Annotated in this window: 18 protein-coding genes; 12 read left to right on the forward strand and 6 right to left on the reverse strand. The window is 73.8% G+C overall.

The genetic code is table 11. The annotated features are described in order from the left end of the window. Positions 1-5: 5 nt before the first annotated feature. From pcaG to pcaD, 3 genes are read left to right on the forward strand one after another with little or no spacing between them, the layout of a single operon-like run. Positions 6-611: a protocatechuate 3,4-dioxygenase subunit alpha gene (gene pcaG / locus M8H82_RS12820; protein ID WP_250073281.1), complete on the forward strand. Its 606-nt coding sequence runs from the start codon at positions 6-8 to the stop codon at positions 609-611. Further along, the gene (gene pcaB, locus M8H82_RS12825) at positions 608-1,921 is read left to right on the forward strand and encodes a 3-carboxy-cis,cis-muconate cycloisomerase (RefSeq protein WP_250073282.1); all 1,314 of its coding nucleotides are present in this window, start codon (positions 608-610) and stop codon (positions 1,919-1,921) included. Before pcaG ends, pcaB begins: the two co-directional genes overlap by 4 nt. After that, positions 1,918-3,039, forward strand: a complete 1,122-nt coding sequence (gene pcaD, locus M8H82_RS12830; protein ID WP_250073283.1) for a 3-oxoadipate enol-lactonase — start codon at positions 1,918-1,920, stop codon at positions 3,037-3,039. The genes pcaB and pcaD overlap by 4 nt, the downstream gene beginning before the upstream one ends. A 27-nt stretch (positions 3,040-3,066) precedes the next feature. On the opposite strand, the gene M8H82_RS12835 is transcribed toward pcaD, so the two are convergent. Beyond that, positions 3,067-5,751: an AAA family ATPase gene (locus M8H82_RS12835; protein WP_250073284.1), complete on the reverse strand. Its 2,685-nt coding sequence runs from the start codon at positions 5,749-5,751 to the stop codon at positions 3,067-3,069. A gap of 196 nt (positions 5,752-5,947) precedes the next feature. Here M8H82_RS12835 and M8H82_RS12840 point away from each other — a divergent pair, with 196 nt between their 5' ends. Then, entirely contained in the window at positions 5,948-6,943 is a 996-nt protein-coding gene (locus M8H82_RS12840) for a DUF2510 domain-containing protein (RefSeq protein WP_250073285.1), read from the forward strand. A 145-nt stretch (positions 6,944-7,088) separates the two neighbouring features. On the opposite strand, the gene M8H82_RS12845 is transcribed toward M8H82_RS12840, so the two are convergent. Beyond that, the gene (locus M8H82_RS12845; protein WP_250073286.1) at positions 7,089-7,703 is read right to left on the reverse strand and encodes a TetR/AcrR family transcriptional regulator; all 615 of its coding nucleotides are present in this window, start codon (positions 7,701-7,703) and stop codon (positions 7,089-7,091) included. A gap of 217 nt (positions 7,704-7,920) precedes the next feature. On the opposite strand from M8H82_RS12845, the gene M8H82_RS12850 reads away from it, so the two are divergent. Further along, entirely contained in the window at positions 7,921-8,721 is an 801-nt protein-coding gene (locus M8H82_RS12850; RefSeq protein WP_250073287.1) for a phosphatase PAP2 family protein, read from the forward strand. Beyond that, positions 8,718-9,743 (forward strand): hypothetical protein, encoded by a 1,026-nt coding sequence (locus tag M8H82_RS12855; RefSeq protein ID WP_250073289.1) that lies wholly within the window; start codon positions 8,718-8,720, stop codon positions 9,741-9,743. Before M8H82_RS12850 ends, M8H82_RS12855 begins: the two co-directional genes overlap by 4 nt. A 6-nt stretch (positions 9,744-9,749) precedes the next feature. On the opposite strand, the gene M8H82_RS12860 is transcribed toward M8H82_RS12855, so the two are convergent. Next, complete coding sequence (locus M8H82_RS12860; protein WP_250073290.1) at positions 9,750-11,801, reverse strand: phosphocholine-specific phospholipase C; 2,052 nt, start codon at positions 11,799-11,801, stop codon at positions 9,750-9,752. A gap of 241 nt (positions 11,802-12,042) precedes the next feature. On the opposite strand from M8H82_RS12860, the gene M8H82_RS12865 reads away from it, so the two are divergent. Next, entirely contained in the window at positions 12,043-13,272 is a 1,230-nt protein-coding gene (locus M8H82_RS12865; protein ID WP_250073291.1) for a cytochrome P450, read from the forward strand. Positions 13,273-13,385: 113 nt separating this feature from the next. Here the strand turns inward: M8H82_RS12865 and M8H82_RS12870 are convergent, their stop codons facing one another. Then, on the reverse strand, positions 13,386-14,372 hold the full coding sequence (locus M8H82_RS12870; protein WP_250073293.1) for an SDR family oxidoreductase: 987 nt from the start codon (positions 14,370-14,372) through the stop codon (positions 13,386-13,388). A gap of 225 nt (positions 14,373-14,597) precedes the next feature. Here M8H82_RS12870 and M8H82_RS12875 point away from each other — a divergent pair, with 225 nt between their 5' ends. From M8H82_RS12875 to M8H82_RS12895, 5 genes are all read left to right on the forward strand, one after another. Beyond that, positions 14,598-14,747, forward strand: a complete 150-nt coding sequence (locus M8H82_RS12875) for a hypothetical protein (RefSeq protein WP_250073294.1) — start codon at positions 14,598-14,600, stop codon at positions 14,745-14,747. A 17-nt stretch (positions 14,748-14,764) separates the two neighbouring features. Then, positions 14,765-15,073: a hypothetical protein gene (locus tag M8H82_RS12880; RefSeq protein ID WP_250073296.1), complete on the forward strand. Its 309-nt coding sequence runs from the start codon at positions 14,765-14,767 to the stop codon at positions 15,071-15,073. A gap of 133 nt (positions 15,074-15,206) precedes the next feature. Beyond that, positions 15,207-16,277, forward strand: a complete 1,071-nt coding sequence (locus M8H82_RS12885; protein ID WP_250073297.1) for an aromatic ring-hydroxylating dioxygenase subunit alpha — start codon at positions 15,207-15,209, stop codon at positions 16,275-16,277. Next, positions 16,274-16,429 carry a hypothetical protein gene (locus tag M8H82_RS12890; protein ID WP_250073298.1) on the forward strand — a complete coding sequence of 52 codons (156 nt, stop codon included), beginning with the start codon at positions 16,274-16,276 and terminating at the stop codon, positions 16,427-16,429. Before M8H82_RS12885 ends, M8H82_RS12890 begins: the two co-directional genes overlap by 4 nt. After that, positions 16,426-17,349 carry a PDR/VanB family oxidoreductase gene (locus tag M8H82_RS12895; RefSeq protein ID WP_250073299.1) on the forward strand — a complete coding sequence of 308 codons (924 nt, stop codon included), beginning with the start codon at positions 16,426-16,428 and terminating at the stop codon, positions 17,347-17,349. The genes M8H82_RS12890 and M8H82_RS12895 overlap by 4 nt, the downstream gene beginning before the upstream one ends. A 164-nt stretch (positions 17,350-17,513) precedes the next feature. Here the strand turns inward: M8H82_RS12895 and M8H82_RS12900 are convergent, their stop codons facing one another. Continuing rightward, entirely contained in the window at positions 17,514-18,212 is a 699-nt protein-coding gene (locus M8H82_RS12900) for a GntR family transcriptional regulator (protein ID WP_250073300.1), read from the reverse strand. A gap of 57 nt (positions 18,213-18,269) precedes the next feature. Continuing rightward, on the reverse strand, positions 18,270-19,271 hold the full coding sequence (locus M8H82_RS12905) for a proline racemase family protein (protein WP_250073301.1): 1,002 nt from the start codon (positions 19,269-19,271) through the stop codon (positions 18,270-18,272). Positions 19,272-19,274: the final 3 nt, after the last annotated feature.

Below are 19,274 nucleotides of genomic sequence, written 5' to 3' on the forward strand. Positions count from 1 at the left end.
CTGCCATGACGAAGATCGACACCAGTCGCCCCGAGACGGTCCTGCCGACCCCGTCCCACACGGTCGGTCCCTTCTACGGCCACGCCCTGCCCTTCCCCGGCGGCGGCGACATCGCCCCGCTGGGCCACCCGGACACGATCGCCCTTCAGGGGTACGTCCGCGACGGGGCGGGCGATCCGCTGCCGGACGCGTTCCTGGAGCTGTGGGGCCCCGACCCGGACGGCCGGGTGCCGGCGGTCGACGGTTCCATGCGGCGCGACCCCGCGAGCGGCGGCTTCCTCGGCCGCAACGGCGTGGAGTTCACCGGCTGGGGGCGGGTGCAGACCGACGCCAACGGCCACTGGAGCGCGCGGACGCTACGGCCCGGCGCGCGCGGGCTCAGCGCGCCGTACCTCAGCGTCTGCCTGTTCGCGCGCGGCCTGCTCGTGCACCTGTACACCCGGATCTACCTGCCGGGCGACGACGCGGCGCTCGCCGGGGACCCCTTGCTGTCCCGGGTGGATCCGGAGCGACGCGCCACGCTGATCGCCGCCGAGGGACCGCACGGCACCTACCGTTTCGACATCCGCCTTCAGGGCGAGGGCGAAACGGTCTTCCTGGAGTTCCAGTGAGTTCTGCCGATGACGACGCGCTGCTCGGTCCGGGCTGGGCGGACTGCGCCGCCGCGTCCGCGACGGGCGACACCGCCTACCTCCAGGCCCTCCTGGACGCCGAGGCCGCGCTGACCCGCGCCCAGGGCCCGGCCGCGGCGGGCGAGGCGGTGACCGAGGCGGCCGACGCCGCCCGGTTCGACGTGGCGTCGATCGCGCGGCGCGCCCGCGCCGGCGGCAACCCGGTCATCCCCCTCGTCGCCGACCTGACGAAGGCGGTGGGCGAGGAGTACGGGCCCTTCGTGCACCGGGGCGCGACCAGCCAGGACATCATGGACACCGCGACCATGCTGGTCGCCCACCGCGCCCTGGACCCGCTCCTCGCCGACCTGGCCCGCACCGAGGCGGCGCTGGCGCGGCTGGCCGCCGGGCACCGGGACACCGCCCTGCCCGGCCGCACCCTGACCCAGCACGCCGTACCGACGACGTTCGGACTGAAGGCGGCGGGCTGGCGCTCACTGGTGCTGGACGCCCGGGACCGAGTCATCGCCGTACGGGAGTCGCTGCCCGTCCAACTCGGCGGCGCCGCCGGGACGTTGGCCGCCTTCACCGCGTACGGCACCGAGGACGCGACCGCGCTGGTGGCGGCCTACGCCCGGGAGACCGGGCTCGCGGCGCCCACCCTGCCCTGGCACACCCTGCGCACGCCGGTCGCCGACCTGGCTGGCTGCCTGGCGTTCACGGCCGGGGCGCTGGGCAAGATCGCGGCGGATGTGCTGACGCTGTCCCGTACCGAGATCGCGGAACTCGCCGAGGGCAGCGGCGGCGGTTCGTCGGCCATGCCGCACAAGGCCAATCCCGTGCGCTCCACGCTGATCGCGGCCGCGGCCCGGCGGGCGCCGCAGCTCGCGGCCGTCCTGTACGGATCGCTGGCCGCCGAGGACGAGCGGCCGGCCGGTGCCTGGCACGCCGAGTGGGAGCCGCTGCGCGAGCTGCTCCGACTGGCGGGCGGCGCCGCCCGGGACGCGGCCGAGCTCACCCAGGGGCTGCGGGTCAACGCGGATGCGATGCGCGCCCACCTGGACCTCACCCACGGGCTGATCGTCTCGGAGCGGCTGTCCGCCGCACTCACCCCGCTGCTCGGCCGCGCCCGCGCCAAGGAACTGCTCACGGAACTGGCCCGGCGCACCCACACCGAGGACCGAAGCCTCGCCGAACTCCTCGTGCAGGAACCGGAGTTGACGGGCATCGACCTCGACGACCTCACCGACCCCGTCCGCTACACCGGCAGCGCCGCTGCCCTCACCGACCGCGCCCTGGAGCGACGTTGACCGACCTTCTCCTCAACCACCGCGCCGAGGGCCCCGCTTCCGCTCCCCCGCTGCTGCTCGGCCCGTCGCTGGGCACCTCGTACGCCCTGTGGGACGCGGTCGCGCCCGAGCTGTCCGTCCGGCACCGGGTGGTCCGCTGGGACCTGCCCGGGCACGGCGGCTCGGCGGCGGAGCTGATCGGACCCGGCGCCACCGTCGGCGACCTCGCCGATCTGGTGCTGCGCCTGGCCGACTCGCTCGGCGTCGAGCGGTTCGCGTACGCCGGGGTGTCCCTGGGCGGCGCCGTGGGGCTGCAGCTGGCCGTGCACCGGCCCGACCGGGTGTCCTCGCTCGCCGTGATCTGCTCCTCGGCCCACTTCAACGGGGCCAAGCCGTGGCAGGAGCGGGCCGCGCGGGTGCGCGCACAGGGGCTCGCCGAGCTGGCCGGGGCGGCGGACTCGCGCTGGTTCACACCCGGGTTCACCGTGCCGCGGCTCGTCCAGGACCACCGCGACGCCGACCCGGAGGCGTACGCCGCCTGCTGTGACGCCCTGGCCGCTTTCGACCTGCGCGAGCGGCTCGCGGAGATCTCCGTGCCGACCCTGCTGATCGCCGGGCGGGAGGATCCGGCGACCCCGCCGGCCCACCTCCGGGAGATCGCCGACGCGGTGCCCGGCGCCACCCTCGTGGAGCTCCCCGGTGCCTCCCATCTGGCGCCCGCGCAGTGCCCGGAGGCCGTCCTGACGGCTCTGCGCGCCCACTTCGACGGGAGCGCCGCCCGCGGCATGGAGGTGCGCCGGGAGGTGCTCGGCGACGCGCACGTGGACCGGGCCCAGGCCCGGCAGACCCCCTTCACCGCGCGGTTCCAGGACTTCATCTCCCGCTACGCGTGGGGCGAGATCTGGACCGACCCGACGCTCAGCCGCCGCGAGCGCAGCATGATCACCCTGACGGCGCTGGTCGCCCACGGCCACTACGACGAGCTGGCCATGCACGTGCGGGCGGCGCGGCGCAACGGCCTGACCCCGGAGGAGATCGGCGCGGTGCTGCTCCAGACGGCCGTCTACTGCGGCGTACCGGCGGCGAACTCGGCGTTCGCGGCGGCACAGCGCGTCCTCGCGGAGGAGGACCAGGGGTAAGACCTGCCGAGCGGCGCCGGGTCCCGGCTAGGCGGGTCCGGTCTCCTTCGCCAGCACGGTCTCCGCCAAGGTCACCAGGCCGTCGGCGCCGCACTGGCGGGCCAGGGCCAGGCCCCGGTTGAGTTCGGTGGTGGAGCGGGCCGCGATGCCGTACTCGATGCGGGCGGCCGCGTGTTCGTACTGGCAGGGCGAGGCCTCCAGGAAGGTGACCGCCTGCGCGGCGAGGCGTACCGCGCGCTGGCCGGTCTCCAGGGCGGCGGCGCAGCGCAGGGCCTCGCCGATGGCCGTGTCGGTGCCGAAGCGTTCGGCGTGCCGGCGCACGTCGGAGGCGAGCCGGGCGGCCCGCGCCGGGTCCTCGGTGGCGAGGGCACGGGCGAGGTCGACGGCCCAGGGCACGAGGACGGGGTTGTGGTGACCGCGGGCGGCCGCCGCCTTCTCGGCCTGCTCCAGTTCGTTGATGCCGTCCTCGGTCCGGCCGACGGCGAGCAGCAGCCTGCCGCGCACCGAGCGCGGGTCGGGCAGCACGATGGTGGACGGGTAGGGCGGTGCGAAGCCGTACTGCTCGGCGACCTCCCAGGCCTCCTCGGCGTGGCCGCGGGCGAGCAGGGTGTCGACGAGGTTGCAGGTGGCGGACCAGTACAGCGGCAGCCCGCGGCCGACGCGCTCGGCGAGCCGCAGCGATTCGCGCAGCGACTTCTCCGCCTCGCGCAGCCGTCCCCGCCTGCGGTGTCCCACGCCGATGTAGGCGTGGGCCAGGGAGAGGTGGCCGCCGCTCCAGCCGGCCGACTCGTAGGCGCGCAGGGCCTCGTTGTAGAGGGCTTCGGCGCGGTCGAGCCGGTCGGCGAAGGCGTACGCGCTGGCAAGCATCATCAGCAGCTCGATGCCCCACTCGGGGTCGGTCCAGCCGAGCCCCGGTGCCAGGCGGCCGTTGACGAGGGCGCGGTCGCACAGCTCGACGACCTCTTCCGCGTTCTCGCCGTGCGCCATGGCGTCGAAGCCGCGCAGGATGAGCACGGCGCGCTCGGAGTTGTCCCGGCCGGAGCAGGTGCGGGCGAGTTCCGCGAGCCGCTCGGACCTCCCGGGCGAGCTGGCCTCGCCCGCGTGGATGCCCTCCCACATGTACTGCACGGCCTGCAGCCGGAGTTTGGCGGGCCCGGATTCGTGCCGGGCGGCCTCCGCCTCGACGGTACGGACGGCCTCCTCGATCTGGTTGTTGTGGAGGAACGCCTGGGAGAGCCGGTAGACGGCGTCCACGCGCGCCGCGCCGTCGAGCCCGGGCATGGCGAGCGCGCTGCGGAGGTGGTTGATGGTGGTGGCCGGTGCGGTCAGCAGGGCGGCGCAGCCCAGTTCGTACAGGACGTGCGGATGGACCTCGGGCAGGGGCGGTTCGCGCAGCGCGCGTTCCAGGCAGCGGCGGGCGGCGTCCGGGGCGCCGACGGCGAGGTGTTCGGCGGCGGCTTCGCGCAACTGGGCGACGAGTTCGGCGTCGTCGTCGGGGTGGACCTCCAGCAGATGGCGGGAGGCGGCCGCGGCACCGCGCCCGGAGTCGGTGACCACACGGGCGGCGATGCCGTGCATGGCGGTGCACAGGGCGGGCGGGATGGAGTTGTAGACGGCGGTGGCGATCAGCGGGTGGACGAACTCCAGGTCGCCCTCCTCCACCGGGGCCGAGGCCGGGTCGGGGGTGGTGAGGATACGGGCGTTGAGCAGGAGGTCGGCGCAGCGGACGGCGTCGTCGTGGCTCATGGTGGCGAGCTCGGCGACCTGGCCGACGGTGATGCCGGCGCCGAGGATCGCGGCCGCCCAGGCGAACCGGGTGGCCTCGATGCCGAGTCCCTCCAGGCGGGCGACGAGGCCGCCGCCGCGGGCCGCGCGGTTCAGGGCGCGCAGTTCGGCCGCGGAGGACTCGACCGGCTCCATCTCGCTGTCCTGCACCTTGGCGAGGAGTTCGACGGTCTCGTAGGGGTTTCCGGCGGTGACCGCCCAGACCTCGCGGCAGAACGCGGCGTCGGCGTGCCCGCCCACGGTGGCCCGGGTCAGGCCCGCGGTGGCGTCCGGGGTCAGGGCGCTCAGGTTGGTGACGGGGCTGCCGGCGGAGGCGGCCACCGCTTCGAGGTGCCGGGCGCTCTCGCCCCGGATGTCCCCGGGCCTGCGGGCCACCACGACCAGCACGGACAGATCGTCGAGACGTTCGGCGAAGGCGGCGAGCCAGCGCAGGGTCTCCTGGTCGGCCCAGTGCGCGTCGTCGATGAGCAGCACCAGCGGCCAGTCGCGCCGCGCGAGCCGCCGTACGGCGGCGACCAGACCGTCGCACACGCCCTGCGGGTCGGGCCGCCGCTCGCCGGGCTCCGCTATGCCGAGCGCGGGGCCCGCGATGTCGTACCAGTCGCCGAGGTACTCGCGGGCCTCTTCCGGCAGCAGTGACACCAGGGCGGGCTGGAGCAACTGCCGTACCACGTTGAAGGGGACGGACCTGAGGGTCTCGCCGCCGCGGGCCGACCAGACCTGGCAGCCGCGGGCCTCGGCGATGCGCCGGGTCTCGGCCAGCAGGGCGGTCTTGCCGAAGCCCGCCTCGCCGCGGATCATCAACAGGCTGCCCGCGGAGGAGCGGTCGGCGCACAGGGTGTCCACCGCCCGTACCACGGCGGCGACTTCGTCCTCGCGCTCCCACAGGGCGGCCGAGGCGGCCACCGGCGGCCGTACCTCCGTCATCCCGCTACCTCCCCAAGTCGCCCGAACGACGTACAGCACTTGAGCGTAGTCCCCCGGCCGTCCGCTTGGAGGGCGGTCCGGGCAGCTGTTGCCGTCACGGGTGACGGATCGTTCGGGACGATGACGGGACGGGCGCCGCGAAGGCGGTCCGGATCCCTCTCATCCGGCTTTCACCGTCGCCTCATACGGTGGGGGCATGACGCAGGTGACTCCTCCCGGGTGGTATCCCGACCCAGGGCAGACAAGTGACGGTCCCGCCACCGAGCGCTGGTGGGACGGCAGGGCATGGACGGACCAGACCCGCCCCGTGGGCTCGGCCGCCGTATGGGGTCCGCCGACCGCCGGAACGCAGCCGATCCAACCGGCTTATCCGGCTTATTCGACCTATCCCACCTATCCCGCCCATCCCGCGCCACCGCCCGGCCGGCGGCGCGGGGTGCGGACGGGCATAGCCGTGGCGGTGGCCGCCGCGGTCCTCGCGGCCATCGGCGTGGGCGTGTACGCCCTGGCCGGGGACGGGGGCTCGGACGGCGGCACCGCCAACTCCTCGCCCGGTCCCGGCGGCCCGGGCGGTCCCGGCGGCGAGGACGACCCCTTCGACGACCCCGGCGGGCCCGAGAGGCCCTCCCCCTCCCCGTCGCCCGAGGAGTCCGAGGCGCCGCGGATCGAGAGCGGTGCGGTGACCGACCCGATCAGCGGCATCAGCCTGCCGGTGCCGGACGGCTGGTACGGCCAGGAGATCACCGTGGGCGCCTCGGTGACCTCGGAGGAGTCGTACAAGTGCCCCGGCGACACCTCCCAGACCTGCACCAAGGGCGGCGCCTACTCGGCCCCCGCGGAGGCGCTCGGCACCAAGGGCGGCACCGCCGAGGCGGTCGCGAAGGCGGACATCGGGGAGAACGCCGAGCAGTCCTACGGCGAGGGGTACGGCAAGATCACCTCGCACGAGGTGCTGGCCTCCGAGGCGGTGACGGTGGCCGGGCAGAAGGGCTACCGGGTGCGCTGGAAGGCGGTCACCAGCAAGGGCGCCGACGGCTATGTCGAGTCGCTGGCCTTCCCCTCCCCCGCGGACTCCGGGCGGATCGTCGTGGTCCGCTTCGGGATCGACGTCGGTGAGAAGCAGTCCGTCATCGACGAGATAACCGAGGGCATCGAGCCCGCGTCCGGCGGCGGCAACGGCCAGGACGTCTGATCCGCCGGTGGAACGGACGGCCGGGTGGGGCACCTCTCCGCTCAAGAGGTGCCCCACCCGGCCGGGGGGTGCGCGCCGCCCCCGTCCCCACGGTGCGGCGCGGTCAGGCCGCCGTCCAGTCATCCCGTGGACGGCGGCCTGAGCTCTAGGTGAGGCCCAGGGCGGGCAGTACGGCGGCCTCCACGAACCTCACCAGGTAGTCGGGGTCGGCGAACTCGCCCTCCAGCACCGGCCGGGCGCGCAGCACGCCGAAGATCTGCGCGGCGACGTACGGCAGCGCGGGATGGTCGGCGGCGACCTCGCCGCGCTCGACGCCGCGCTGGATGATCCTGCCGAGCGCGGCGAGCTCGGGTTCGATGAGGGTCTCGCGCAGCGCCTGCTGGAGCTCGCGGTCCTGGGTGACCGCGTGGCCGAAGGCCTGCAGCAGGACGCTGGTGTCGCCGGACCAGTCGCCCACCGCCCGGCCCGCCTCGCGCAGATCGCCCGCGAGCGTTCCGGTGTCGATGCCGGCGAACCGCGGGGAGCGGCTGGCGCGCAGGGCCGCCGCAACGAACTGGGGCTTGGTCTTCCACTGCCGGTAGAGCGTGGACTTGCTGCACCGGGTGCTCGCGGCCACGCCGTCCATGGTGACGGCCTCGTAGCCGCACGCACGGATCTGGTCGAGGACGGCGTCGAAGAACTCCTTCTCACGCTCCGGCGTGATCTTGGAGCGGCGCGAGGCGGTGACCGTGTCCGGTCCGTCCGCGGCCTGCGACGTCATCGGCTCTTCTCCTCGCTCGGGTGCTTCCAGTGTGTCCTAAGTCTATCGGTACGAGAGTGTACCGGTACCCGTTCGTATCGGTACACTGGCGTTTCGGTACAGTGTCGTTTCGGTACTTACCCGTACCGATGAGTTCGGCGCGTTCGCGGAGTCCACCAGACCTGCGGGCCGCCGCCCGCACCACCCACGCACCACCGTCAGCGAAAGGGCCGGGGGAATGAATGCCCGCACCGAGCCTGTGGCAGCCGAGCCGGACACGGCCGTTCGTCCGCCGCTCGTCCGTGAGCTCCTGCTCGTCGTAGGGCTCTTCCTGCTCTACAAGTTCGGCCGGCAGCTGGCCACCGGCCACACCGGCGAGGCCTTCCGCAACGCGGACCGGGTGTGGGATCTGGAGCGGGCCCTGCGACTGCCCGGCGAGGGCGCGGTGCAGTCGGTGCTGCTGCACGGCGACACCCTGGTCCACCTCGCGAACACCTACTACGCGGCCGTGCACTTTCCGGCCACCGTGGCCTTCCTCGTCTGGCTGTACCTGCGCCGCCCCGGGCACTACGTGTGGGCCCGCCGGGTCCTGGCCACCGTCACCGCCGTCGCGCTGGCGGGCCACCTGCTCTTCCCGCTGGCCCCGCCGCGCATGCTCGCCGGGACCGGCCTGCTCGACACCGCGCGGGTGTACGGGCCCTCCGTGTACGGCCCGCCCGCCGGCGACCAGCTGTCCAACCAGTTCGCGGCGATGCCCTCGCTGCACTTCGGCTGGGCCCTGATGATCGCTGTCGGACTGGTCGTCGCCACCCGGTCCCGCCTGCGCTGGCTGTGGCTGCTGCACCCGGCGCTGACCCTGCTGGTGATCGTGGGGACGGCCAACCACTACTGGCTCGACGCGATCGTGGCGGCCGCCCTGCTCGGGCCGGCCCTCGCGGTCATCCATCCGCCGCACCGCACCGCGACGACCGCGGGGCGCGGCACCAAGCAGCTGGTACCGGCCGAGGACCAGCCCGTACTCGTGGGAGCGGGACGATGAACGCGACCCTGATCGCCGTGATCCTGTCCTTGTTCTCGGCCGTCGCCTACGCGGCCGCCGCGGTCGCCCAGGAGCGGCTCGCCTCCCGTAGCGCCGGGAGCGGGGTGCTGCGGCTGCTCGGCTCCAGCGCCTGGTGGTCGACCGTCGGACTGAACGCCACCGGCGCGCTGCTGCACGTGGTGGCCCTGAAGTACGGCCCGCTGACCGTGGTCCAGCCGCTCGGCGCGCTCACCCTAATCGCGGCCGTCCCCCTGGGCGCGCGGGTCGCGGGGCGCCGGGTCAGTGCCGTCGAGTGGCGGGGCACCGCCCTCACCCTCCTGGGCCTGGCGGCGATCCTCGCCACGGCGTCCGGGTCGGCGCCCGACGACGTGCTGAGCCCGTCGGAGGCGGTGGCGGTGGCCGGGGTGACCGCGGTGCTGATCGGTGTGCTGGGCCGGCCGGGCAAGCGGCGCGGGCTGCGGCACGCCACCGCGTCCGGGGTCGCCTCCGGGGTCGCCTCGGCGCTCACCCAGACCGTGACGGTGGCCGCGACGGACCGCTCGGGGAGCCTGCTGAGCATGCAGGTGATCGGGGTGGCCCTGGTCGTGGCGGCCTTCGCGGCGGGCGGGCTGCTGCTGTCGCAGTCGGCCTACCGGGACGGCCTGGACGCCCCGCTCGCCCTGGTCACCCTCTCCAACCCGGTGGCCGCCGCGCTGATCGGGCTCGCCCTGCTGGGCGAGCGCCTCCAGGGCGGCGCGACCGGCGCCCTCCTCGCCCTGGCGGGCGCGGGCCTGGCGGGCCGGGGCGTCATCCTCCTGACCCGGGCAACCCCGGCTGCGGACCCGGTTCCGGCCACCTGCGAGGCGGAGGCGACGCCCGCACCGGCGGCTGTCACGACCGGCGCCCTGCCGACCGGCTCGGCACCCGCCGTCGACGACGATCACCCCGTGGCCGCCGTCCTGGCTCTGGCGCCCGGTACGGCCGCCGCGGAGCCGGCGCTGGTGCCCCGGCAGCTGACGCCGGGGCACCTCACGCCCCTGTGATCCGCGCTACTCGGTGATCATCGCCGGGTCGCTCACACCCGGACGCCCGTTCTCGACATGACCGGCGAACCTCCGCAGGAACGCCGGGTCGCCGTCGGAGGTGACGGTCAGGTCGTACCAGCGCCGGCTCGCCGTGAGGTCGGCGGTGTGCCGCACGGTGGCGCCGGGGCGCACGGTGAAGGTCCGGGCCGGACCGCCGTAGCCGCTGGTGACCTTCAGCCGGACCGTGCCGGCGCCCTTGTTGGTGAAGGTCAGCCGGACGTCATCACCGGTGTGGCGCGCGGTGACCTCGGGCCCGGCGGCCTTGTTCGGGCCCCTGAAGACGCGCAGGAAGCCGTTCGGGCCGTGCACGGTCAGGTCGTACGAGCCCTTCGAGTACGCCGAGTTCCAGGTGTCCGCGATGCTCTTGCCGGCCTCGGTGGTGTACGTCCACGGCCCGTCGGTGCGGTTGCCGGACGTCACCAGGAAGGCGGCGCCCGCCTTGGCACCGGAGGCGAAGGTCAGCGTGAACCTGCCGCCCGCCGCGTCCACCGAACCGTCCACGGCGGGGGCGTACTTCAGCGGGCGGGCGGGGCGCAGACCGCGCTCCTGGCGGGGCATGTCCGGGTCGGCCGGCGGCGCCGGCCGGTAGTCGGGGTGCCGGTCGCGGTCCTGCGGCTCGTACGCGTCCGTCCCCGGCAGCGCGGCCGGCCGGCTGTCCTTGCGGGAGAAGTCGAACGCCGAGGTCAGATCGCCGCACACGGTCCGGCGCCACGGGGAGATGTTGGTCTCCCGCACACCGAAGCGGCGCTCCATGAACTGCAGGATCGAGGTGTGGTCGAGGGTCTCGGAGCAGACGTAACCGCCCTTGCTCCACGGCGAGACGACCAGCATCGGCACCCGCGGGCCGAGGCCGTAGGGGCCGGCCGGGCGCCTGCTGTCGCCCGGGTAGAGGTCGAGCGACACATCGACGGTGGACTTGCCCCGGGAGGCGTCCTTCGGCGGGAGCGGCGGCACGAGGTGGTCGAAGAAGCCGTCGTTCTCGTCGTACGTGATGAACAGGGCCGTCTTCGACCACACCTCCGGGTTGGCGGTGAGGGCGTCCAGGACCTGGGCGATGTACCAGGCGCCGTAGTTCGAGGGCCAGTTGGAGTGCTCGGTGAAGGCCTCCGGGGCGGCGATCCAGGAGATCTGCGGCAGCGTCCCGGCCTTGACGTCGGCCTTCAGCCGGTCGAAGTAGCCGTCGCCGTTCTTGACGTCGGTGCCGGTGCGGGCCTTGTCGTACCAGGGCTCGCCGGGCTGGGCCGCGCGGTACTTGTCGAAGTACAGCAGGGAGTTGTCGCCGTAGTTGCCGCGGTAGGGGTCGCTGATCCAGCCCCAGGAGCCTGCCGCGTCCAGGCCGTCCCCGATGTCCTGGTAGATCTTCCAGGAGACGCCCGCCTGCTCCAGGCGCTCGGGGTAGGTCGTCCAGCCGTAGCCGAGTTCGTCGTTGCCGAGGACCGGGCCGCCGCCCGTGCCGTCGTTGCCGGTGAACCCTGACCACATGTAGTAGCGGTTGGGGTCGGTGGAGCCGATGAACGAGCAGTGGTAGGCGTCGCACACGGTGAAGGCGTCGGCGAGGGCGTAGTGGAACGGGATATCCTCGCGGGTCAGGTACGCCATCGTCGTGGTGCCCTTGGCGGGCACCCACTTGTCGTACTTGCCCTGGTTGTAGGCGGCCTGGCCGTCGGTCCAGCCGTGCGGCAGACCCTCCAGGAACTGCATGCCGAGGTCGTCGGCGGTGGGGTGGAAGGGCAGCAGGTCCTTGGTGCCGTCGGACTGGTGCCACACCGACTTGCCGCTGTCCAGCGTCACCGGGTGCGGGTCGCCGAAGCCGCGCACGCCCCTCAGCTTGCCGAAATAGTGGTCGAAGGAACGGTTCTCCTGCATCAGGACGACGATGTGCTCGACGTCCTCGATCGACCCGGTGCGGTGGTTCGCCGGGATGGCGGCGGCGCGCTGGATGCTGCTCGAGAGTGCGGTGAACGCCGACGTGGCGCCCGCGAGTTGGAGGAATCGGCGCCGGTTGACTTCGGGCATGAGTGAGGGACCTCTCCCCTTGGGGGTGTTCGACCGGTCGGAACCGTGTGACGGAAGGTGCGCGGAAGGAGTGTTCCAAGAGCACCGAACGACAGGGAAGGGTCCGGTGGCGCCCGTGTGAAAGTCGCCGGTACGGGCGGTGCCGGAGTGCGCCGGACCCGCCGCCGTGCCCGTCGGTGTCCGTTTCGGTACGAGGTGCCTCGGGCACTCGGCGCGCATGAATCGGCGTCACACCCCCCTCATGGACAGTTCCCTGGCCCTCCTCGCCAAGGGTTACTCCTATCTCCCGGACCGCCGCCGCCGCGACTCCGGCCCCGTGGTGCGCGCCCGCCTCATGGGACAGCACGCCGTCGCCCTGCAAGGGCCCGAGGCGGTGCGGTTCTTCTACGACGAGCGGCACGTGGAGCGCCGGACGGCGCTGCCCGGTCCGGTGCTGAGCACGCTGTTCGGCCATGGAGCCGTGCACACCCTGGACGGGCCGGCCCACCGGGTGCGCAAGGGGATGTTCCTGTCCCTGCTCACCGGCCGGGAGGCCGTCGGTGAGCTGGTCGGATGCGTCGCCGCGGCCTGGGACGAGGCCGTCACCTCCTGGTCCGGGCGCCCGTCGGTGGTCCTGTTCGACGAGGCGAGCCGCGTGCTCACCCGGGGCGTCTGCCGCTGGGCGGGCGTCCCGCTGGAGGACGCCGACGCGGTGGCCCGGGACCTGGTCGCCATGGTCGACGGCTTCGCCTCGCTCGGGCCGCGCCACTGGCGGGCCCGCCAGGCGCGCGACCGCGAGGAAGCACGGCTGGCCCGCCTGGTCGAGGACGTACGGGCCGGTGCCGCCACCGCGCCGGCCGGGTCGGCGCTGGACACGGTCGTCCGCCACCGGGACGCCGACGGCCGGCCCCTCGACCCCCGCACCGCCGCCGTCGAACTGCTCAATGTCATCCGTCCGACCGTCGCGGTGTGCTGGTTCGTCGCGTATGCCGGTCACGCGCTGCACCACCGGCCCGAGATCAGGGAACAGCTGGCCGAGGGCGACCCGGCGTACGCCGTGGCGTTCGCCCACGAGCTGCGGCGCTTCTACCCCTTCGCCCCCTTCCTCGGCGGCCGGGCCGTCACCGACCTGGAGTGGCAGGGCGAGCCGATCCCGTCCGGCGCGCTGGTCCTGCTGGACCTGTACGGGCAGAACCACGATCCCGCCCTGTGGGGAGACCCGTACACCTTCGATCCGCGGCGCTTCCTGGAGCGGCCGCCCGGGCGCGACGAACTCGTCCCGCAGGGCGGGGGCGACCGCGCCACCGGGCATCGCTGCCCCGGCGAGGACGTCACCGTCGCCCTGCTGCAGGCCCTCGGGCCGCGGCTGGCCCGGCTGGAGTACGAGGTGCCCGAGCAGGACCTGCGGATCCCGCTGAACCGCATCCCCGCCCGGGTGCGCAGCGGGCTGGTCATGGCGGGCGTCCGGGTGCCCGTGCCGGTGGCGGGCTGACGCCGGTCTGGCCGCCGAGCCGTCCGCCCCAGGGGCTTCCCCTGGGGCGGACGCGTGTCAGGCTCGGGCAACGCGTGCGTACGGGCGCTTCAGGCGTACGCGCGTGACGCGGTTCAGGCGTGCGAGGGGCCGCGGACCAGGCGGCGCCCCGCGGTCACGGCCGCTCCGGCCAGCGCGGCGGTGACGGCCGTCCTGCGCATCGCCGTCCGCCGCCGCCCGTGCCAGCCGCCGTGCACGGCTCCCGGGCCGGGCGCCGGCACGTGCAGCGCTCCCTGGGTGGCCGGGGCCTCCTCGCGGGACAGATGGCTCTTGTCCGTCTGCCGTGCCATGGCCCGTTCCGCGAGTCCCGGGGCCAGCCGGGCCTGGCGCACCAGGGCGCGGCCCGCCGGTCCCACGACGACTTCGCGACGGGGATGGCCGACGAGGGCGACGACCGCCCGGGCGACCCGCTCGGGCGAGTAGACGGGCGGCATGGCGACCACCTTGCGCCCGGTGTAGTTGGCCGCCTGCTCGAAGTGCGGGGTGTCGATGGTCGCGGGCAGCACGGTGCACACCTGTATGCCCTTGACGCCTTCGACCCGCAGCTGCTGCCGCAGGCTCGTGCCGAGCCCCCGTACGGCGTGCTTGGACATGCTGTACGGATGGCTGTACGGCTGGGCGACGGCCCCCACGATGGACGAGATGTTGATCAGGGTGCCGGTTCCCTGCTCGCGCATCACCGGCAGGGCCGCCCGGGCCCCGTACACACAGCCCATCACATTGACGTCCAGGACCTTGCGGAAGTCCTCCAGCGGGACGTCCTCGAATCGGCCGAAGGCGTTGACGGCCGCGTTGTTGACCCAGACGTCGATCCGGCCGAACTCCAGCACCGCGCGCCGCGCCAGCGCCTCCACGGCCCCGGCGTCCGTCACGTCGGTCGGCACCACCAGCGCCCGCGCCCCGCGATGCTTCCGGCACTTTTCGGCGGTGGCCTCCAGGGCCTCCTCGCGGCGCGCGGCCAGCACCACGGCGCACCCCTTGCGGGCGAACGCCTCCGCCGTGGCCCGTCCGATCCCGCTGGACGCCCCGGTCACCACCACCACGTGATCGCGCAGTCCCATGCCGTTACCTCCCTCGTTCGGCCCGGGGCGGACACCTGCCGTCCGCCTCCGCCGCGGGCCGGGTACCCGCGCCGCCCGGTCCGACCCGGCCCGCCTCCGCCGTCACTCTGCTGCGGAATGAGCACATCCGGTGCGGGGTACTCGGCGAGCCCCGCGCACCGGCGCGGCGGGCTGCCGCACGGCATCCCGGAACCGAAACGGCTTTTGTCACGAGGGAGGCGCCCGATGAGTGAGCAGACCCCGTCCCAGGCGGAGGGTGACCGGCAGCCGGACACCGCCGACGACGAACGCCCCGAGACGCCCCGGACGACGCCGTCCCAGGCGGAGGGCGAGGCCCCGGAGGACACGGACGACACGGGCACGAGCGAGCAGTAGGACCACGGCAGGCCGTCATGGGACGCAGCAAGCAGTACGCCGTCGCCGCGTCGGGGCAGTGGACCGACGAGGAGGAGGGGCGGCGCCGACTGCCCGCCGGGGAGGTCCACGCCTGGGAGCCGGGACGCAACGAGACGGTCTGCGGGCTGTCTCTGGCTCGCTCCTGGCTGACGCGCTTCCCGCACGTCGGCTGGCCGGACACGCTCCCCGAGTCCGGGGGCGCGGCGGACCGGGTGCAGCGGGTGTGCCCGCGCTGCGCCTCGGTGGCCGGACGCCGGGGCGCCGACGCCCGGCCCCGGTGGCAGCGCACCCGTCCCCGTCCGTGACCGCCGGCGCCCCGCACCGGTAGCGCTTCCGCCTGACGGAAGCCGCCTTGCCCCGCCACCCTGAGCCGCACGACCCTGGTTCCCACCACGGCACGCGGGGCGACGGCGCCCCGCTCTCAGGGACGGGAATGCCATGCCACACACCACCGCCTTCGCCAGGAACCAGTGGTACGTCACCGCCTACAGCCATGAGGTCGGGCGGGAGTTGCTCGGCCGGACGGTCCTCGGGGAGACGCTCGTTCTCTACCGCAGCGAGCAGGACGGCACCCCCGTCGTGCTGCACGACCGATGTGTGCACCGCAGGTACCCGCTGTCGGAGGCGCCGACGCGGCTCGACGGGGACCGGATCGTCTGCGGGTACCACGGGTTCACCTACGACACGACCGGGGCCTGCGTGTACGTGCCGGGGCAGAAGCGCGTGCCGCGCACCGCCCGCGTCGCCTCCTACCCCGTGATCGAGCAGGACTCGCTGGTGTGGGTGTGGATCGGCGACCCGGCGCTCGCCGATCCGCAGGCGGTGCCGCGCGCCGCGCACCTCGACGCGCCCGGCTGGACCACCGTCCGCGGCATGGAACCCATCGACTGCGACTACGGCCTCCTGGTCGACAACCTCCTCGACCTCTCCCACGAGACCTATCTGCACGGCGGTTACATCGGCACTCCCGAGGTGGCCGAGACGCCGATCACCACGGAGGTCGACGAGGGCGCGGGGATCGTCCGGGTGAGCCGGCACATGGACGACGCCGAATGCCCGCCGTTCTACGCCGAGTCGACCGGCATCAGCGGCCGCATCATGCGCCGGCAGGACATCGAGTACCACGCGCCCTGTCTCTACCTCCTGCACAGCAGGGTCGCTCCGGTCGGCGTGCTGCCCGTGGCCGACGGCAGCGACCCGGGCGGCTTCCACACCGAGATCACGTACGCCATCACCCCCTCCGCCGAGGGCAGGGTGTACGACTTCTGGGCCGTTTCGCGCGACTGGGCCACGGACGACGCCGGGGTCACCGAGTTCCTGCGGAGCAACAACCACACGGTGGTCATGCAGGACGTCACCGCGCTCAACCTGCTCCAGCGCTCGCTCCGCACCGAACCCGACGGCTACCAGGAACTCAGCATCAACATCGACACCGGCGGTCTGGCCGCCCGCCGCATCCTCGCCCGGCTGGCCGAGGAGGGCGACAAGCCCGTGGAGAAGGTGCTGTGACCGCTCCGACCGGCGAGGTCTACCGGATCGACTGGCTGCCGGGCACCGACGTGTCGCGCGGCACCTGTCACTGCGGCGCCCAGCACACCGCCGAGGACCCCGTCGAGATGTGGGAGTGGATGCTCGGCCACCCCGAGGGACACGCTTCATGACCGAACTCGTCGTCCGCAAGAAGGAGTTGCTCGCGGAAGGGGTGCTCGGACTCACCTTCGCCCACCCCCTCGGCCGGCCGCTCCCCGCGTGGGAGCCCGGGGCCCACGTCGATCTGCTCCTCGGTCCCGGCATGGAGCGGCAGTACTCCCTGTGCGGCGACCCCGCCGACCGCGCCGCCTGGCGGATCGCCGTGCTGCGGGAGCCGGACGGGAGGGGCGGATCGGCCTGCGTGCACGAGCGGTTGCGGCCCGGCGACACCGTCCGGGTGCGCGGGCCGCGCCAGAACTTCGCCCTCCGCCCGGCCGCCCGCTACCGCTTCGTCGCGGGTGGCATCGGGATCACCCCGATCCTCCCCATGCTCACCGCGGCCGACGCGGCGGGCGCCGAGTGGACGCTCCTGTACGGCGGCCGCACCCGCGCCTCCATGGCCTTCACCGAGGAACTACGGCGCTACGGCGACCGCGTGACGCTCGCCCCTCAGGACGAGACCGGACTGCTGGACCTGGGCGGTGCCCTCGACGGCCTCCCCGACGGCACCCTCGTCTACTGCTGCGGCCCGGGCCCCCTCCTGGACGCGGTGCAGGAACGGTGCCCGGCCGGAGTCCTCCACGTCGAGCGGTTCCGCCCGAAGGAGCAACCGGCCGCAGAGGACGCCGAGTTCGACGTCGTCCTCGCCCGGAGCGGCCGGACCGTCACCGTCCCGCCCGGGGTCTCCGTGCTGGACTCGGTGCGCGCCGCCGGGGTCGAGGTGCTGTACTCCTGCACCGAGGGCACCTGCGGAACCTGCGAGACGGATGTCGTCGAGGGCACCCCCGACCACCGGGACTCGGTGCTGAGCGACGCCGAGCGCGCGGCCGGGGAGACCATGCTCATCTGCGTGTCCCGGTGCCGGGGGATGCGGCTCGTGCTGGACCTGTGATCAGCAGTGCGTGGGCGGGCTGCTCGCGCCGGCCGGCGGCGAAGTGCTGCTGGGAGGCGGAAGGTGACCGGCCCCCTGCCGGCATGGCGTTCGTGTTCCAGGAGTAAGAGGAGTTCGACGTTCAAACGGGGCGTGCCGGTCAGCAGGTCGGACGTGCCTCCGCCTCACTGAGCGGGACGCGCCGCCTCCCGCGCGGCCCACAGTCCGCGCACATGGCCGAGGTGCCGGGTCATGACCTGCCGCACGGCGTGCTCGTCCCGGGCCAGCAGGGCGTCGAGGAGTTCCAGGTGCTCCTCCGCGGAGGCCAGCAGACGGCCCGCCTTCACCAGCGCGGTGAGCCCGTAGAGACGGGAGCGGGAGCGCAGGTCCCCGACGACCTCGACGAGGTGGGCGTTGCCGGCCAGGGCGAGCAGGCCGAGATGGAAGCGGGTGTCGGCCTCGACGTACGCGATCAGGTCACCGGCGGCCGCCGCCTGCACGATCTCCCGGGCCGCCGGGCGCAGCGCCTCCAGCGAGACCGGGTCGGCGGTCCTGGCCAGCTCGACCACCGTGGGGATCTCGATGAGCGCGCGGATGTGCGTGTACTCGTCGAGCTGCCGGTCGGAGACCGCGGTGACCCGGAAGCCCTTGTTGGGGACGGTGTCCACCAGGCCCTCCTTGGCGAGGTCCAGCATCGCCTCGCGCACCGGCGTCGCCGAGACGCCGAAGCGGGCGGCCAGGGTCGGCGCCGAGTACACCTCGCCGGGCAGCAGCTCACCGGCGATCAGCGCGGCCCGCAGGGCGTCCGCGACCCCCTCGCGGTAGCTGCGCTTCTTGCCGCCCAGCGTGGGCAGGGAGGGGGCGCCGACGGGCTGGGCGGCCATAGAGCTGTCTCCTAGGAATGCAATGTCACGCGTCACCGGCCATTATCCCTGCCCGGTCTACAGCACGAACCCGGCCGGGAACGGGTCGCTCGGGTCGAGGAGATACTGGGCGGTTCCGGTGATCCAGGCGCGGCCGGTGAAGCTCGGCAGGACGGCGGGGCGCCCCGCGACCTCGGTGGTGCCGAGGAGCCGGCCGGTGAACGTCGTGCCGATGAAGGACTCGTTGACGAACTCGGTGTGCAGCGGGAGTTCGCCGCGGGCGTGCAACTGCGCCATGCGGGCGCTGGTGCCGGTGCCGCAGGGCGAGCGGTCGAACCAGCCGGGGTGGATCACCATCGCGTGCCGCGAGTGCCGGGCGGTGGCGTCCGGCGCGTACAGGTGGACGTGGTGGCAGCCGCGGATGGAGGGGTCCTCGGGGTGGACGGGCTCCGCCTCGGCGTTGATCGCCTCCATGAGGGACAGGCCCGCCCGCAGGATGTCGTCCTTGCGGGTGCGGTCGAAGGGCAGCCCGAACTCCGTCAGCGGGAGGATGGCGTAGAAGTTGCCGCCGTAGGCCAGGTCGTATGTCACCGTGCGTCCGTCGGGGAGTGTGATCCTGCGGTCGAGGGCGACGGAGAAGGACGGCACGTTCCGCAGGGTGACCGCCTTCGCGGCCCCGCCCTCCACCGCGACCTCGGCGACGACCGGGCCCGCCGGGGTGTCGAGCCGGATGGTGGTGACCGGCTCGACGACCTCGACCATGCCGGTCTCCACCAGGACGGTCGCCACGCCGATCGTGCCGTGCCCGCACATCGGCAGGTAGCCGGAGACCTCGATGTAGAGGACGCCCCAGTCGCAGTCCGGGCGGGTGGGCGGCTGGAGGATCGCGCCGCTCATCGCCGAGTGGCCGCGCGGCTCGTTCATCAGGAGCCGCTTGATGTGGTCGCGGTGCTCGCGGAAGTACAGCCGCCGCTCGTTCATGGTGGCGCCCGGGACGGTGCCGATGCCGCCGGTGACGACCCGGGTGGGCATGCCCTCGGTGTGCGAGTCGACGGCGTGCAGGACGAGTTCGCTGCGCATGAT

The sequence above is a fragment of the Streptomyces sp. YS415 genome (assembly GCF_023544665.1).
Classification (GTDB): domain Bacteria; phylum Actinomycetota; class Actinomycetes; order Streptomycetales; family Streptomycetaceae; genus Streptomyces.